This is a genomic window from Isoptericola sp. NPDC055063 (assembly GCF_053608125.1).
In genome coordinates, this window is the sequence record NZ_JBSGUW010000013.1 from 137,250 (window position 1) to 152,758 (window position 15,509).

At 73.4% G+C, this 15,509-nt stretch carries 14 protein-coding genes and 1 pseudogene; 3 read left to right on the plus strand and 12 right to left on the minus strand.

The window, feature by feature from the left end:
* Positions 1 to 12: 12 nt before the first annotated feature.
* From ACWF41_RS16565 to ACWF41_RS16590, 6 genes and pseudogenes are all read right to left on the minus strand, one after another.
* Positions 13 to 429 (minus strand): (R)-mandelonitrile lyase, encoded by a 417-nt coding sequence (locus ACWF41_RS16565; RefSeq protein WP_380318634.1) that lies wholly within the window; start codon positions 427 to 429, stop codon positions 13 to 15.
* Positions 430 to 494: 65 nt separating this feature from the next.
* Positions 495 to 743 (minus strand): DUF2630 family protein, encoded by a 249-nt coding sequence (locus ACWF41_RS16570; protein WP_380318637.1) that lies wholly within the window; start codon positions 741 to 743, stop codon positions 495 to 497.
* A 58-nt stretch (positions 744 to 801) separates the two neighbouring features.
* A complete protein-coding gene (locus ACWF41_RS16575) occupies positions 802 to 1,230 on the minus strand; it encodes a GNAT family N-acetyltransferase (protein WP_380318640.1) in 429 nt (142 codons plus the stop codon).
* 46 nt (positions 1,231 to 1,276) lie between these two features.
* Positions 1,277 to 2,140, minus strand: a complete 864-nt coding sequence (locus ACWF41_RS16580) for an MFS transporter (RefSeq protein WP_380318658.1) — start codon at positions 2,138 to 2,140, stop codon at positions 1,277 to 1,279.
* Positions 2,126 to 2,494, minus strand: a pseudogene (locus tag ACWF41_RS16585) (MFS transporter); the annotation flags it as partial. The pseudogene ACWF41_RS16585 and the gene ACWF41_RS16580, both read right to left, overlap by 15 nt.
* A gap of 42 nt (positions 2,495 to 2,536) precedes the next feature.
* Complete coding sequence (locus tag ACWF41_RS16590) at positions 2,537 to 3,028, minus strand: nitroreductase family deazaflavin-dependent oxidoreductase (RefSeq protein WP_380318643.1); 492 nt, start codon at positions 3,026 to 3,028, stop codon at positions 2,537 to 2,539.
* A gap of 240 nt (positions 3,029 to 3,268) precedes the next feature.
* Between ACWF41_RS16590 and ACWF41_RS16595 the strand changes: the two genes are divergently transcribed.
* A complete protein-coding gene (locus ACWF41_RS16595; RefSeq protein WP_380318646.1) occupies positions 3,269 to 6,082 on the plus strand; it encodes a M4 family metallopeptidase in 2,814 nt (937 codons plus the stop codon).
* A gap of 123 nt (positions 6,083 to 6,205) precedes the next feature.
* Positions 6,206 to 7,297 carry a LuxR C-terminal-related transcriptional regulator gene (locus ACWF41_RS16600; protein ID WP_380318649.1) on the plus strand — a complete coding sequence of 364 codons (1,092 nt, stop codon included), beginning with the start codon at positions 6,206 to 6,208 and terminating at the stop codon, positions 7,295 to 7,297.
* A gap of 21 nt (positions 7,298 to 7,318) precedes the next feature.
* Here the strand turns inward: ACWF41_RS16600 and ACWF41_RS16605 are convergent, their stop codons facing one another.
* From ACWF41_RS16605 to ACWF41_RS16620, 4 genes are read right to left on the minus strand one after another with little or no spacing between them, the layout of a single operon-like run.
* Positions 7,319 to 9,814: a beta-xylosidase/alpha-l-arabinosidase gene (locus tag ACWF41_RS16605; RefSeq protein WP_380318652.1), complete on the minus strand. Its 2,496-nt coding sequence runs from the start codon at positions 9,812 to 9,814 to the stop codon at positions 7,319 to 7,321.
* Positions 9,811 to 10,719 (minus strand): carbohydrate ABC transporter permease, encoded by a 909-nt coding sequence (locus tag ACWF41_RS16610; protein ID WP_380318661.1) that lies wholly within the window; start codon positions 10,717 to 10,719, stop codon positions 9,811 to 9,813. Before ACWF41_RS16610 ends, ACWF41_RS16605 begins: the two co-directional genes overlap by 4 nt.
* A gap of 5 nt (positions 10,720 to 10,724) precedes the next feature.
* The gene (locus ACWF41_RS16615; RefSeq protein ID WP_380346784.1) at positions 10,725 to 11,738 is read right to left on the minus strand and encodes a carbohydrate ABC transporter permease; all 1,014 of its coding nucleotides are present in this window, start codon (positions 11,736 to 11,738) and stop codon (positions 10,725 to 10,727) included.
* A 5-nt stretch (positions 11,739 to 11,743) separates the two neighbouring features.
* Positions 11,744 to 13,063 (minus strand): ABC transporter substrate-binding protein, encoded by a 1,320-nt coding sequence (locus ACWF41_RS16620; protein ID WP_380322971.1) that lies wholly within the window; start codon positions 13,061 to 13,063, stop codon positions 11,744 to 11,746.
* Between the two features lie 197 nt (positions 13,064 to 13,260).
* On the opposite strand from ACWF41_RS16620, the gene ACWF41_RS16625 reads away from it, so the two are divergent.
* On the plus strand, positions 13,261 to 14,310 hold the full coding sequence (locus ACWF41_RS16625) for a LacI family DNA-binding transcriptional regulator (protein ID WP_380322975.1): 1,050 nt from the start codon (positions 13,261 to 13,263) through the stop codon (positions 14,308 to 14,310).
* 12 nt (positions 14,311 to 14,322) lie between these two features.
* Here ACWF41_RS16625 and ACWF41_RS16630 read toward each other — a convergent pair whose 3' ends face one another.
* Entirely contained in the window at positions 14,323 to 14,841 is a 519-nt protein-coding gene (locus ACWF41_RS16630) for a hypothetical protein (protein ID WP_380322978.1), read from the minus strand.
* A gap of 22 nt (positions 14,842 to 14,863) precedes the next feature.
* On the minus strand, positions 14,864 to 15,487 hold the full coding sequence (locus ACWF41_RS16635; RefSeq protein WP_380323023.1) for a DedA family protein: 624 nt from the start codon (positions 15,485 to 15,487) through the stop codon (positions 14,864 to 14,866).
* Between the last annotated feature and the right edge of the window lie 22 nt (positions 15,488 to 15,509).

Here is a 15,509-nt window from a genome sequence, read left to right on the forward strand (position 1 = left end):
CCGACGGCGGTCTCAGACGTCGAGCCACGGCGCGCGGGCGTACTCCTCGTCCGTGACGTGCTCCCGCCAGGTGGTCGTGGCGGACGGGTCGTCGGCGTTCTCCAGCATCGCCAGGTGCTCCATGAAGTCGTCCGGCGACGCCCCGTGCCAGTGCTCCTCCCCCGGCGGGCAGTACACCGTCTCGCCCGGCCGGGCCTCCACGACGACGCCGTCGCGCGTGCCGACCAGCGCCACGCCGGAGACGATGTGCAACGTCTGGCCGCGGGCGTGCGAGTGCCAGGCCGTGCGCGCCGCCGGGGCGAACCGCACCAGCGCCACCACCATCCGCTGGTCCGCCTCCTGCGGCACCACGATCGGGTCGAGCCACACGTCGCCCCGGAACTGCTCGGGCGGGTTCTTCGTCGTGGCCGGGCGGGGGATCTTCTTCATCGGTCGTGGCTCCTTCGGTGGTCGGGGCGCCCGCGACGGGCGCGACGGGCGCTGACGCCGCCCGGCTACCCCCGGTAGTGCTCGACGACGTCGGCCGGGCGGACCTTCGCCTGCGCCGGGTCGCCGCCGAACTCGCGCGCCGCCTGGCGCTGCCGCAGCAGGTCCCAGCACTGGTCGAGGCGCGTCTCGGTGGCGGCGAGCTCCTCGTGCTCGGTGCTCGCGTCGATCTCGCCCTTCCCCAGACGCGCGCGCAGCTCGCGCTCGCGGGCGATGAGGTCGCCGATGGTCTGCTGGATGTCGCCGTCGGTGGTCATGCCGGCCCTCCTGCCGCTCCCCCGGGCGCGGCGCCCGGGTCCGACGTCGATCCTCTCTCTAGCGGCCCGCCCAGACCATCCCGAGGCTCTGCGGGGCGGACTCGACGAAGCCGAGGCTGCGGTACAGCGGTCGTCCCGGGGCGTCGGCCATGAGCGTGATGTACGGGTCGGCGGGAGCCCGCTCGTCGATCTGGGCGAGCAGCCACTCCAGCACGCGGCGCCCCAGGCCCTGCCGCTGGTGCGCGGGGAGCGTCGCGATGTCGGCGACGACGAAGTACCAGCCGCCGTCGCCGAGCACGCGGCCCATCGCGACCGCCTCGCCGGACCCGCGGTGCCGCACGTGTGCGAACGCCCAGCTGTTCGCGACGGCGTGGCCCGCCTGCTCCGCCGTCTTCGGGCTGAGGCCCGCGTCGCGGCGCAGGCGCAGGTACGCGTCGACGTCGGGCGGGGTGGGGACGAGCTCGTACGGGTCGTTCGCGTCGGCCATGCGCCTCACCCTAGGAGGGCCTGCCGACGGGGGCCCGGCGGTGGGCTCAGACGGGCTCGGCGACCTTGGCCGGCACCCGGGCGGGCGTCCGCGCCGCGGGCGCGAGGAACGCGGCCGCGGCGACCAGCACGAGGACGACGATCAGCGCGGAGCGCAGGCCGTAGTGGTCGCCGAGGAAGCCGAGCACGGGCGGCCCCACGAGGAACGAGACGTAGCCGAGGGTGGCGGCGAGGGACACCCGCGCGGCCGGGTTCGGGCCGGAGTCGCCCGCGGCCGACAGCGCCACGGGGAAGCCGAGCGACGCGCCGAGCCCCCACAGGACGGCGGCGCCCGCCGCGACCCACTGCTGGTCCGCGAAGATCACGAGCGCGAGGCCGGCGGCGCCCACGACGGCGCTGGCGCACAGCACCGCCGCGCGGCCGAACCGGTCCACGAACCGCCCGCCCACGAACCGGCCGATCGTCATGGCGGCGGCGAACACGGCGTACACGGCGGACCCGAGGGCGGCGTCGAAGCCGTGCCCGTCGACCATGACGAGCGGCAGCCAGTCGTTGGCGGCGCCCTCGGCCAGCGCGAGCGCGAGGATGATGCCGCCGATGAGCAGCAGGCGTGCGTCCTTCCAGACAGGCGGCCCGGCCGCCGCGTCGGCGCGCCGCGCGGCGGGGTCGCGGCGGCCGACGCCCGCGGGGATCGGCCGGATCGCGACCGCGAGCCCGGCGAGCATCACCGCGGCCGCCGCCAGCAGGTGCACGACGACCGGGAACGCGACGCTCGTGAGCACCATCCCGACGGTCGCGCCCACCACGGTGCCGAGGCTGAAGAAGCCGTGCATGGCGGGCAGCGCCGAACGGCCGAGGAGCCGCTCGACCTCCGCCCCCTCGACGTTGAGCGCGATCTCCCCGCCGCCCATGCCGCACCCGACGAGCCCGAGACCGAGGGCGACCACCCCGCCCGACCCCAGCGCCGCTCCCCCGCCGACGACCGCCACGCCCACCGCCATCGCGGAGATGCCGACGACCGTCACGGGGCGGGTGCCCCACCGCGCCACGAGCGGGCCGGAGGCCAGGATCCCGGCCATCGACCCGACGGACAGGCCGAACAGGATGAGCCCCATCTGCCCGGTGGAGGCGCCGACGAGGTCGCGCACGTCGGGGGTGCGGGTGACCCACGAGGAGATGGCGATGCCGTTGAGGAAGAACAGCGCGAACAGCGCGTTGCGGCGCGCGCGCAGGCTGGCGGTCACGAGGGGGTGGCTCCGGGGGCGGGTCGACGGGTGCCGCCCGAGCCTACGGTGCGTCCGGCCCCGTCAGGCGCCCGCGCGCTCGAGGCGGAACAGCCGCACCACCCGCCCCGACTCCCGCTCGTAGGCCCGGTAGCCGGGCCACTGCGCCTCGATGCGCGCCCACGCGGCGTCGCGCTCCGCAGCGTCGTCCACGAGCGTGGCCCGCACCGGGTACCGCCGGCCGCGGATGCTCACCGCCGCGTCCGGGTGGGCCAGCAGGTTGTACGTCCAGGCCGGGTGCCGGTCGCGCGCGAACGACGTGCCCGCCACGACCAGTCGTCCCTCCCCGAGCGGCGTGTACATGAGGTAGGTGTCGCGCGGCTCCCCCGACCGCGCCCCCGTCGTGTGCAGCACCAGCGAGGGCACGAGCACCGCGCTGAGCTGGAACCGCCCGCGGGTGAGCCACGCCAGCGCCCGCTCGACGGGCGGCATCGCCCGCGGCGCCGCCGCCCGGAAAGCACGCGTGCGCGTCACGGGCGCGACGACGGACCGGATCCCCTGCAACAGCGTGGCCATGCCTCATCCTGGCGGGTGCCCGGCCACGACCGGTAGGCCGACAGGCTTGCGTGCACATCTGCGCATGCCAACTTGTCGGCGCCGCAGGCCGTTGACCGCGGCACCGCGCCGCCCGTTCCCTTGGACCCATCGAGCAGGTTCACCCCTGGGACGAAGGAGACGCGGATGGCGACCTCAGCACACGAGCACGCGACACGGGCAGGGACGGCAGCACCGGGGGCAGGGCAGCGATGCCGGCGGGTGTCGGGCTACGGCCTCACGGCCCTCGTCGTCGCCGGTCTGGTCATGACGGGGATGCCGTCCGTCGCGTCCGCGCAGACGTCCGGCGCGGCGCAGCAGTCGCCGGTGGCGGCCACCGCGATCCCCGACGGCGAGACCACGACGGACACCCCCGCGCTGGTGACCGGGCTGGCCGCGAAGGCCGACGCGTCGGTCGCGCCCGCCACGGCCGCCAAGGGGTTCCTCGGCGCCAGCAAGGGCCGCTTCCACATCGCCGACCCGGGCAGGACCCTGAAGTCGGCCGGCACCGAGAGCGCCGACGGCCAGGAGGTCGTCCGCCTGCAGCAGCAGTACCAGGGCGTCGACGTCCTGGGCGGCGAGTACGTCGTGCGGATGACGAAGTCCGGCGACGAGCGCACCGTCACCGGCACGTCGGGCAAGTACTACACCGACCTCGCCCTGGACACCGTGACCCCGGCCGTCTCGGAGAAGGTCGCGATCCAGCGCGCGGTCGCCGCGGTTGCCGGCGTCCCCGGGGGGCTCCTCCGGAAGGACACGCCCGAGACCCTCAAGGCGTTCAGCGGCGAGTCGCAGGGCCTGGCCATCCTCCCGCAGGGCGACGGCGTGCTGACCCGCCACATCACCGTGACCGGCGTGGACGCCGACGGGATGCCGGTCAAGCAGGAGGTGTACGTCGACGCCGCCGGCGGCTTCCCGGTGCTGCAGTACAGCGCGATCAAGACCTTCGGCGCGCCGGACGGCGACCCCGCCGCCGCGGCGGCGACCGCCACGACCGCCGACGCCCCGGAGGCGGCGGTGACCTCCACCCCTGGCTCGGTCGTCGGCACCGGGGTCCGCTACAACGGCGAGACGGTCGACCTCGGCCTCTACCAGCCCAGCGCGGACAAGCCGTTCCAGATGCTCGACTACACCCGCCGGGCGGAGGACTCGCCCTTCCAGGGCCCGCTGATCAAGACGTACGACGCGAACGGCGCGGAGGCCGCCTACTCCTCCGGCGTCTGGCCCAGCCAGGCGACGATCGGCCAGAACGCCACCGCGGACTTCGGCCCGGAGTTCACGGACTCCGGCATGGTCGACGCGCACTGGGCGGCGGGCCAGGTCTACGACTACTACAAGGACACGTTCGGCCGGAAGGGTCTCGACGGGACCGACGCCTTCATCAACTCCATCGTGGGCGTCACCGCGAACGGCGGGCCCTACAACAACGCCTTCTGGGACGGCCAGAAGATGGTCTACGGCAAGGGCGGCGGCGACTACCGCACCTTCTCCGCGGACACCGATGTCGTCGGCCACGAGATGACCCACGGGGTCGTCGAGCACACCGCGAACCTCGTCTACGTCGGCCAGTCCGGCGCCATGAACGAGGCCGTCGCCGACTACTTCGGCAACGCGATCGACCTCGAGGCCAACGGCGTCTCGATGGACGACCCGGACGCCGCGCTCCTCGGCGAGGACCTGTGCACGACCCTCGCCCCCCGCGACTGCGCGCTGCGCGACCTGAACGACGGCGCCACCACCTTCGCCAACTTCGTCGGTGCCGGCATCGGCAGCGACAACGGCGGCGTCCACCTCAACTCCACGATCTTCTCGGGCTCCCTGTGGGACATCCGGGAGCAGCTCGGCGCGGAGCTTGCCGACCAGATCGTCTACCGCGCCCTGTCGGGGTACATGACCCCGCTGGACGACTTCCTCGCCGGCCGCACCGCCGTGGTCGCCGCCGCCCAGGAGCTCGGCGCCACGAAGGACCAGCTGAAGGTCGTCAACGCAGCCTTCGACGCGCACGGCATCGTGGCCGGCTGGGAGACCAAGCTCGGCGTCGACAGCGACCTCCTGATGGCGGACGTCAACGTCGGCGACACCGGGGTCGGCGCCGGCGGCGGCAAGTACGCCGTCTCGCGGAGCAACGAGGACGGCTCGATGCCGTACTCGGTGTGGCTGGGCAGCACGGACGGCAAGGGCCAGCCGGAGCTCGTGAGCGGCAACAACGGCAACTTCAACGTGTACGCCGACACCGACGGCAAGTCCGTCGTCTGGGCCGAGTACACCGGCAGCTCGATCAACATGTGGTCGCGCGCCGTGTCCGGCGGTGTGACGAAGCCGATCGTCTTCAGCCACAACGGGCCCGTCGGGTCGCTGGCCGTCGACGGCGACCTCGCCGTCCGGACGGTGACCGACTACACCACCGGGACCCAGCACGTCGGCTGGGTGAACATGAAGACCGGAGCGTCCGGCCTGGTCGACCCCGGCAGCCCCGCGGTGTCCACGGCCCTGCCGTCGGTCAAGGACGGCAAGATCGCCTACGCGAAGCTCTGGTACACGGCGGACGGCCCGCGGCTCGGCGTCGAGGTCTTCGACACCGTCGCCGGGACCAAGACCCTCATGCCGATGGACAACGCCTCCGTGATGGGCATCGGCCAGACCGGCTTCACCGACGACGGGGTCGTCTGGATCGAGGACACCGACATCGCCGACGGCGGCCAGGCCGCCGTGCGCAAGGCGTCCTTCGACGGCACCCACCCGGTGACGCTGGTCCCGGAGTCGGCCGACAGCACGCTCTACCCCTACTCGCTGACGGCGTCGGGCACCGCGGTGACGATCACGTCGATCCCGCCGGCGACGACGTGGGCCAACGCGACGCTGCCGAAGCTCTACCAGGTGGCCGCCGACGGCACGAAGGGCGCGCAGCGGATGTCCTGCGGCCGTGGCGAGCAGATGTTCGCCGCCGCCGACGAGGGCTCCCGCGTGCTGTGGTTCGACGGCACCACCAGTCACACCAACCTGGTAAAGCGGGACCGCCCGGTCGGCAAGTGCTGACCTGACCTCCCGACACCTGCAGACAGGCCGCGGCCGGGCGCCCCACGTGGGATGCCCGGCCGCGGTCCGTCCGGCACGGTGTGGCGATTTGTCTCTCGTGTCCGGAGACCGCACACTCCGGTCGTGCCCCCCGCCGTGCCCGACCGCCCGCCGACCGGCGACGAGACCGCCGTCGCCGGCCCCGTCGCCGAGCGTTCCGAGCTGTCCCGGCTCGGCCTGGACGACGACATGCTGCGGCTCTACCGGGCGGCACTACGCATCGGGGGCACGTCCTCCGCGGAGCTGGCCGCGCAGGTGGGGCTCGATCCCGACCGCACGGAGCGGGCGCTGGAGCGACTCTCGGCCGACGGCTTCCTCACCTCCTACGGGGCGGTCGCGCCGCGCGCGGCGCTGCGGACCGTCGTCGTGCGCCGGCTGGCGGAGCTGACCGCACGGGAGGCGGAGCTGCGCACCGTCGACGCGATGGTGGACGGGCTCGCGGACTCGCTGTGGCCGCAGGACGCGCGGCTGCCCGTCGCCGATGTGGGCCTCGTCGTCGGGCTGCCGGAGATCGCGCGGCTCAGCACGCACATCGTCATGGCGGCCGAGCGCGAGGTGCTGATCCTCGACGCCCCGCCGTACGCCCAGGACGACGCGGCGGTCGCGCCGTCGGCGCACTTCAACCGCGGCGCCGACGCCGACGAGGAGGCTCTGGACCGGGGCGTCACGTTCCGCCGGATCCTCGCGCGGGAGGCCCTGGACCTGCCCGGCCGGGCCGAGGGCATCCGCGACCGCGTCGGCAAGGGGATGTCCGTGCGGGTGCGCGCCACCCTGCCGTCCAAGCTGATCCTCGTCGACGGCACCACCGCGCTGCTCCCGCCGTCCTCGACCGCGGACGCGCGGGCCACCGCGCTGGTGCTGCGCGGCGGGATCCTCATGCACGTCCTCGTGCCGTTCTTCGAGATGCTCTGGGCGGACTCGGTCCCGATCGCGGTCGGCGACGACGGCGTCGCGCCCGGCGCGCCGGGCCCGGAGGGCTCGCCCACGGCGGAGGAGCGCGAGCTCCTCACCATGCTCGCCGCGGGCCTCAAGGACGAGTCGATCGCCCGGCAGCTCGACGTGCACGTCGCGACGGCGCGACGCCGCATCACCGCATTGCTGACCCGGCTCGGGGTGTCGAGCCGCTTCCAGGCGGGGGTCCAGGCCGCGCGGCGCGGCTGGCTCGGCGAGGGCTGACACCCCCGCCGAGCCGGCGGCTCACACGACGGCCGACGTCACCACCCGCCGGTCGGCGACGGTCACCTCGTAGGTGTCGCCCGTGACGAGCAGCACCGCGTGGGGCGTCGCGGTGCCCGGCAGCTCCCGCTTCTCCGAGCGGCGGGCGCTGGTGATGGCGCCGCCGGTGGCGTGCTGCACGTCCTCGGCGTCGGCGTCGGGGGTGGCGGCCACATGCGACCCGACCCACACCTCGACGTCGCCCGGCTCGACGACGCGCACCAGGCGGCGGTCGGCGAACGCGAGCCGGGTGGTGGGGACGTCGAACCGCACGACGACCGACTCCCCCGGCCCCAGAGCGACCCGGCGGTAGGCCAGGAGCTGCGCCACCGGCCGGGTGACGGACCCGACGACGTCGCGCCCGTAGAGCTGCACGACGTCCGACCCGGCGACCGTCCCCGTGTTGGTGACCCGCACGGCGGCCGCGAAGTCGCCGCCCGCGGCGACCTCGGCGTCCACGTCCAGGTCGGTGTACGCGAACGACGTGTACGACAGCCCGAACCCGAACGGCCGCAGCGGCGTCGAGTCGGTGGACGTGACGTCGGACGGCCCGCCGAGGACGGGGTGCAGGTAGGAGTACGGCTGCGCCCCCGCCGACCGCGGCAGCGAGACGGGCAGGCGGCCCGACGGGTTGACGGCGCCGGCGATCGCCGCGGCGACGGCCGTGCCGCCCTCCTCCCCGGGGAAGAACGCCTGCAGCACGGCGCCGGGGCGACGGTCGCCGGAGTCCCCGGCGACGTCGAGCGCCCAGTCGATCGCGTACGGGCGGCCGCTGAGCACCACCATGACGACGGGGGTGCCGGTGGCCAGCACCGCCTCGACGAGGCCGCGCTGCACGCCGGGCAGCTCCAGCGACTCGGCGTCGTTGCCCTCGCCCACGGTGCCGCGGCCGAACAGGCCCGCGTGGTCGCCCACCACGACGACGGCCACGTCCGCGGACGCGGCGGCCGCGACGGCCTCCGCGAAGCCCGACGTGTCCTCGCCCTCGACGTCGCAGCCGGCGGCGTGCACCAGCTCCGGCTGCGGCAGCCCCGCGGAGCGGAACGCGCCCCCGATCGACTCGAAGACCGTGGGGATGTGGAAGCCCTTCGGCACCTCGGGGTGGTGCGCCAGCACGTGGTTGGCGAACGAGTAGCAGCCCATGAGGGCGTCGCTGCGGTGCGCGTTGGGGCCGACGACGGCGACGCGGCCGGGCGCGGCGCTCCAGTCCTTGAGCGGGAGCACGCCGTCGTTGGTGAGCAGGACGAGCGACTCCTCGGCCAGGCGCCGGGCCACGTCGCGGTGCGCGGGCGAGTCCAGGTCGACCACCGCGGGCGGCTCGCCCGCGAACGCGTCGTCGTCGAGCAGCCCGAGCTCCTCCTTCTGCGCGAGGGCACGCAGCACGGCGCGGTCCACGTAACGCTCGTCGAGCCCGCCCGCGCGGACGAGCTCCGCGAGGGGCTCGAGGTACGCGTCGCCCGACGGCAGCTCGATGTCGAGGCCGGCCTCGAGCGCCTGGGCGGCGGCCTCCCCGCGGTCGGCGGCCACGCGGTGCATCACCTCGAGGAACGCGACGCCGAAGTAGTCGGCGACGACGGTCCCGTCGAAGCCCCACCGCTCCCGCAGGGTCCCGGTGAGGTGCTCGGCGCTCGCGTGCATCGGCACGCCGTCGACGTCGACGTACGACGCCATGACGGACCGCACGCCGCCGTCGCGCACCGCCATCTCGAACGGCGGCAGGTACACGTCGGCCATCTCGCGGGGGCCGGCCGAGACGGGCGCGTGGTTGCGCCCGGCGCGGGAGCCGGAGTACCCGACGAAGTGCTTGAGCGTGGCGTGCACGCCGGCGTCCTGCAGGCCGCGCACGTAGGCGGTGCCGACCGTGCCGACGAGGTACGGGTCCTCGCCGATGCACTCGTCGACGCGGCCCCAGCGGGGGTCGCGGACGACGTCGAGCACGGGCGCGAGGCCCTGGTGGATGCCCAGCTCGCGCATCGAGTCCCCGATGACGCGGCCCATCTCGGCCACGAGCTCCGGGTCGAACGACGCGCCCCAGGCCAGCGGCGTCGGGAACGTCGCCGCCTTCCACGCCGAGAGGCCGGTGAGGCACTCCTCGTGCACGAGGGCGGGGATGCCGAGCCGGGTGTCGCGGCGCAGGCGCTGCTGCTCCGCCCACAGCCAGGCGGCCCGCTCGGCCGGGTCCACCGGCCGGGTGCCGTACACGCGGGTGTAGTGGCCGATGCCGTGCCGGGTGATCTCCTCGAGCCGGCCGCCGTCGCCGGCCGCCATCTCCCCCTGCATCGGGGCGACCACCTCGCCGCCCTGGTCGAGCCAGTACCCGACGAGCTGCGCGAGCTTCTCCTCGAGCGTCATGCGGGCGTGCAGCGCGCGGACGCGCTCGGACACCGCGGGCAGCTCGGTCAGCGCCGGCAGCGCCGGCACCGTGGGTACAGGGTGGGTCACGTGCTCTCCTTGGCTGGTCCCACTGGTCTGGGTCATCCCTTCACGGCTCCCTGCAGGCCGTTCACGATGCGCTTCTGCATCGCGAGGAAGAACACCAGCGCAGGGATCATCGCCAGCGTCGTGAACGCGAAGACGCCCGCGGTGTCCGACGAGTGCTCCGAGGAGAAGTCGGCGACGCCCAGCGGCAGCGTCTTCATGTCGCCCTGCAGCAGCAGCAGCGGGAGGAGGTAGGCGTTCCAGGAGCCGACGAAGGCCAGCACCCCCACGGTCACCATGCCGGGCCCGGACAGGGGCAGCAGGATGCGCCAGAAGAACCCGACCCGGCTGGTGCCGTCGAGCTGTGCCGCCTCCTCCAGCTCCTTGGGCAGCGCCTTGATGAAGGGGCGCAGGATCACGACCGTCATCGGCAGCGCGAACGCCGCCTGCGGCAGGGCCACGCCCCACCACGTGTTGCCGAGCCCGAAGTTCTGCGTGAGGAGGATGAACAACGGGACGACGGCCACGGTGGCGGGGAAGAGCAGACCCGCCACGAACACCATGAACAGCGCCTCGCGGCCCTTGAACGCGTACCGGGCGAGCGGGTAGGCGGCCATCACGCCGAAGACCACGACGATCGCGGTGGTGATGACCGCGATGATCACGGAGTTGACGGTGTACTGCCAGAACGAGGGGTTGGTGAGCACCCCCGTGTAGTTGGTGAAGATCCACGGGTCGGGCAGCGACGCCGGTGCGTTCGCGAGCTGCGCGTTGCTGCGGAAGCCGCTCAGCACGCCGTAGACGACGGGGCCGAGCGTCGCGCAGACCACCACGAACGCGACGGCGTAGACGGCGGGGCTGCCGCCCTGGAACCTGCCCGCGCTGCCCCGACGGCGCACGGCCGGCCGGGTCGCGGTCGGCCTGTTCGTGGTCGGGTCGTTCGTGGCCGGAGTCTGGGTCGACATGGTCATCACGCCACCCCCTGGGCGTCGCGACGCAGGATGAGTCGCTGGTAGAGGACCGCCATGACGAGGGCGATCAGGAAGAGGATCACGGACGCAGCGCCGGCGATCCCGAAGTTGGCGCTGCGGGTGCCCTCGTTGACCAGGTAGATCGCCATGGTGCTGGTGGCGTTGGCCGGCCCGCCCTTGGTGAGGATCCAGACCATGTCGAAGAGCTGCAGCGAGCCGATCATGGACAGGAAGCCCCAGGTGCGGATGGTGGGGCCGAGCAGCGGGATGGTGATCTTGCGCTGCACCTGCCACCAGGACGCGCCGTCGAGCTGGGCCGCCTCGTAGAGCTCGTCGGGCACGCCCTGCAGGCCCGCGAGGAAGAGGATGACGGCCAGGCCGAGGTACTTCCACGTCAGGATGGCCAGGACCGTCCACAGGGCGAGGTCGGGGTCGCCGAGCCAGCCCTGCTCGGGAGGCGTGAGGCCGACGGCCGTCAGGAGGGTGTCGAGCACGCCGTACTGGGGCTGCAGCAGCTGGAACCAGATGACGCCCGCCACGACCTCGGCGAGGACGTACGGCACGAAGATGATGGTGCGCAGTGCGCTCTGGCCCCACATCCGGCGGTTGAGGAGCAGGGCGATCGCCAGCCCCAGGGGGAGCTGGATCAGGATCGAGCCCACCACGATCACGAGGTTGTTCACCAGCGAGCCGACGAACACGTCGTCGGTCAGCACCGACACGTAGTTCGCGAGGCCGACGAAGTCGACCATCGGGCCGCGACCGTTCCACCGGTAGCCGGACATCTGGACGGCCGTGATGACCGGCCAGACGACGAAGAGCAGGATCATCGCGAGCGCCGGGGCCACGAAGAACGTGATCTCCAGACGCTTGCGGAGCGTCGAGTCCGTCGACCGCCGACCCCCAGCCGAACGTCCGGCTGCCGAGCGACCCGGAGGGGTCGCACCGGCAGCCGGACCGGAGGAGGTGGCAGGCGATGCGGGCGCCGTGGTCACGGCGGCGTCGTCTGCCATCTCGATCATCCCTGCTTCGCCGCGGCTTCTTCGATCGCGTCGACGATGTCCTGCGGGCCGGCCTCGCCGGCGAACATGAGGGCGATCGCGTCGTTCATCGCGTTACCGACCGACTGGCCGAGGCGGGTGTCCAGGTAGAGCTGGGTCTGGCCGCCGCCGTCCCGCACCGGGATGAGCTGCTTGAGCGTCTCGTTGGACAGGGAGTCGGTGGCCGCCGGGTTGGTGGGCAGCCCCATGTCCAGCTCGGCGAAGCCCTGCTGCACCTCGTCGCTCAGCAGGTACTCGGCGAAGTCGACCGCGACGTCCGGGGCGTCCTTGGAGACGGCCCACGCGTCACCGCCGCCCATCTGGTCGTCCGGGGCGCCGCCCTGGCCGTCGAACGTCGGGAAGGCGAACCAGCCCATCCAGTCCGGAACCTGCTGGTCCTCGCGGAGACCGCCCACGACGCCGGGCTCCCAGTGACCGGCGAGCTCCATGCCGACCTTCTCCGAGGCGAGCAGACCGGAGGCCGACGTCGGACCCTCCTGGGCCCCGGTGCCCAGGAACCCCTTGTTGAAGGGCTTCTTGGCGATGATGTCCTGGACGTGCTCACCGGCCTTGATGAAGCACGGGTCGGAGTAGTCGCCGGAGTCGATCGCCGCCTCGACGGTGTCGAACGGGCACTCCCGCACCACGCCGTAGTACCAGTAGTGCGCGGCCGGCCACTTGTCGCCGGCGCCCACGGAGAGCGGGTCGACGCCCGCAGCCTTGAGCTTGTCGATGTAGCCGTAGAACTCGTCGATGGTCGGGTTCGGCGACACGTCGTCGATGCCGGCCTTGGCGAAGATGTCCTTGTTGTACCAGATGCCCACGATGCCCATCGAGAAGGGCAGGGCGTACGTGTGGTCGTCGACCGTGTACTGGCCGGCGAACGAGGAGATCTTCTCGATCGTGTCCGACGCGTCGTCGGTGAGGTCGCGGAGCAGGCCGGCGTCGATGTCGTTCTGCAGCTCGCCGCCGCCGCGGCTCATGAACACGTCCGGGATGCCGCTCCCAGCCTGCATCGCGGCCTGCAGCTTGGTGACCATGTCCTCGTGCTGCATGGCCTCGACCTTGACGGTCACACCCTCGTGCGCCGCCTCGAAGTCGGCCGCGACCTTGTCGTAGTACTCCTTGCCCTCACCGGTGTTGGAGTTGTGCCACCACGTGATGGACTTGCCGTCGGCGTTGCCGCCGCCGTCGCCCTGGTCGGCGGTGCCCTGGCCCGCGCAGGCGGCGCCGAGGAGCGCCACGGCGGTCCCGAGCGCGACCGCGGTGGCGCCGCGCATGATCCTCGTCCTGGTCATCATCGATCCCTTGTCTTCGTCGACGGGCGCGGCAGCGACGCTGCCGCGAGGTGGTGAGTGCCTGAACACGAGAGTGGCAGGCGCCCGACCGTTTCGTCAATCGTTGTCGATAACGATTTCGACAACCTCACCCTCGCCGACGTCCGACGGCGGGCGAGCCGTGTGACGGGCGCGGTCGTGGCGCATACTGTCGACTCGTGAGCACCCCCGCCGACCCGCCCGCCGCGGGCATCCCTGCCCCCGCCCCGGGCCGCGTCACCATCTCCGACGTGGCGCGTGTCGCCGGCGTCTCGGTGGCCACCGTGTCGAAGGTCGTCAACAACCGGTACGGCGTCGCGGCGGCCACGTCCGAGCGGGTGCTGGCCGTCGTCGAGGACCTCGGCTACGAGTCCTCCCTGGTGGCGCGCAGCCTGCGCCGCACCAGCACCAACGTCATCGGCGTCCTCGTGGCCGAGTTCGAGCCGTACTCCACCGAGCTGCTCAAGGGCATCTCCGCCGCCGTCGACGGCACCGGGTACGAGCTCCTCGCCTACGCCGGCCGCACCGACGGCGGCGCCCAGGCGGGCTGGGAGCGACGGTCGCTCTCGCGTCTCGCCGGGACGCTCGTGGATGCGGCCATCGTCGTGACGCCCACGATGGTGCTGTCCCCGGACTCCCCCGTGCCCGTCGTCGCCGTCGACCCGCACACCGGGCCGGAGGGAACCCCCACCGTCGACTCCGACAACACCACCGGCGCCCGCGAGGCCGTCGAGCACCTCATCGCGCTCGGCCACCGGCGCATCGCCCACCTGGGCGGGCGCCCGGACCTCGAGTCCGCCCGGCTGCGCGAGCTCGGGTACCGGCAGGCGCTCGAGGCCGCCGGCATCGCCGTCGACCCGCTGCTCGTCAAGGTCGGCGGTTACCGCCCCGACCTCGCCGACGCCCCCGTCCGCGCCCTGCTCGACCGCCCCGACCGGCCCACCGCCGTGTTCGCCGCCAACGACCTGTCCGCCATCCGCGTCCTCGAGGTCGCCCACGAGCTGGGGCTGCGCGTCCCCGACGACCTCTCCGTCGTCGGCTTCGACAACGTCCCCGAGTCCTGGGGCAGCGCTCCCCCGCTCACCACGGTCGCCCAGCCCATGCACCGCATGGGCGCCGAGGCCCTGCGCCTCGTCCTCGACCTGCTCGGCGGCACGGCCCGCGAGCGCCACCTGCGCCTGCCCACGTCGCTGGTCGTCCGCGCGTCGACGGCGCCCCCGCCGCGGTAGTCGGCCGCCCGGTCAGCGCACGACGAACGTCGCGGCGTCCGGGAACTTCACCGGCGGCGCGTCCACGCCGCAGAACGACAGGTAGCTGCCCACGTAGTCGCCGTCCGGATGCTCGGGGTCGGCGGCGATCACGCCGCCGGCGTCGGCCACCACGCCCGTGGCGGTGAACGCGTCGCCGCCGCTCGCGTCGGCCTCGAGCACCGTCCCGCCCGGCAGGGTCACGACGTAGCGGCCGACGGGTTCGCCGCTGTCGACCGCCCTCGTCCCGTCGGGCCAGAAGACCACGTGCTCCGTACCGTCGATCACGGCCACCAGGCACCCGTTCTCCGGCGCGCGCAGCTCGCCGTCGAGCGGGGCGGGATCGGCCCGGAAGTACTGGTGCAGCTCCGGCTCGTCGAGGTACTCGACCTGCGGCGTGCCGAAGCCGACCGCCTCGTCGTCCAGGGCGTCGTCGTCGAGCAGCTCGCAGCCCGCGAGCAGGGCCGTCAGGGCGAGGACACCGCCCGCCGCGCGCGCACCGGTGCTCCGCATGCCCGGAGCGTAGGACGGCGCGTCAGCGCGCGCGACCGTGCCGGCGCTCGGGCTCGCGCGGTCCGCGGCGGGCGACGTAGCGCTGCCGCAGCCGCACCACGACGAACCACAGCACGAGCAGGGCGATGATCACCAGCACGGCGTCGGAGATGATGCCGCTCCACTGCTCGAGCACGGGCTCGATGGCGGGGCCGAAGGCGTAGCCCAGGCCGACCCAGATGCTGTTCCACACCCCGGAGCCGATGGCGGTGTAGAGGGTGAAGGACCAGAACGGCATGCGCTCGATGCCGGCGGGGATGGAGATGAAGCTGCGCACCAGCGGGACGCAGCGCCCCACCAGCACCGCTACGCGCCCCCATCTCGCGAAGAACGCCTCGGCCTTGTCGAAGTCCGTGCCGTCCATGAGGGGGATGGCGTCGACGATGGCGCGCGTGCGGCGCCGGCCGAGCGCCAGCCCCAGGCCCCACCACACCCAGGCGCCGATGACGGCGCCCGCCGTCGCGGCGAGGATCGCGAGCCACGCGTTCATCTGCCCGTCGTAGGCGAGGAAGCCGGCGGCGGGCAGCACGGCCTCGGACGGGATGGGCGGGATGAACGTCTCGAGCAGGACGGCGGCGCCGACGCCGACCTCGCCGAGCGTGGTCATCAGGCCGAGCACCCAGCCGATG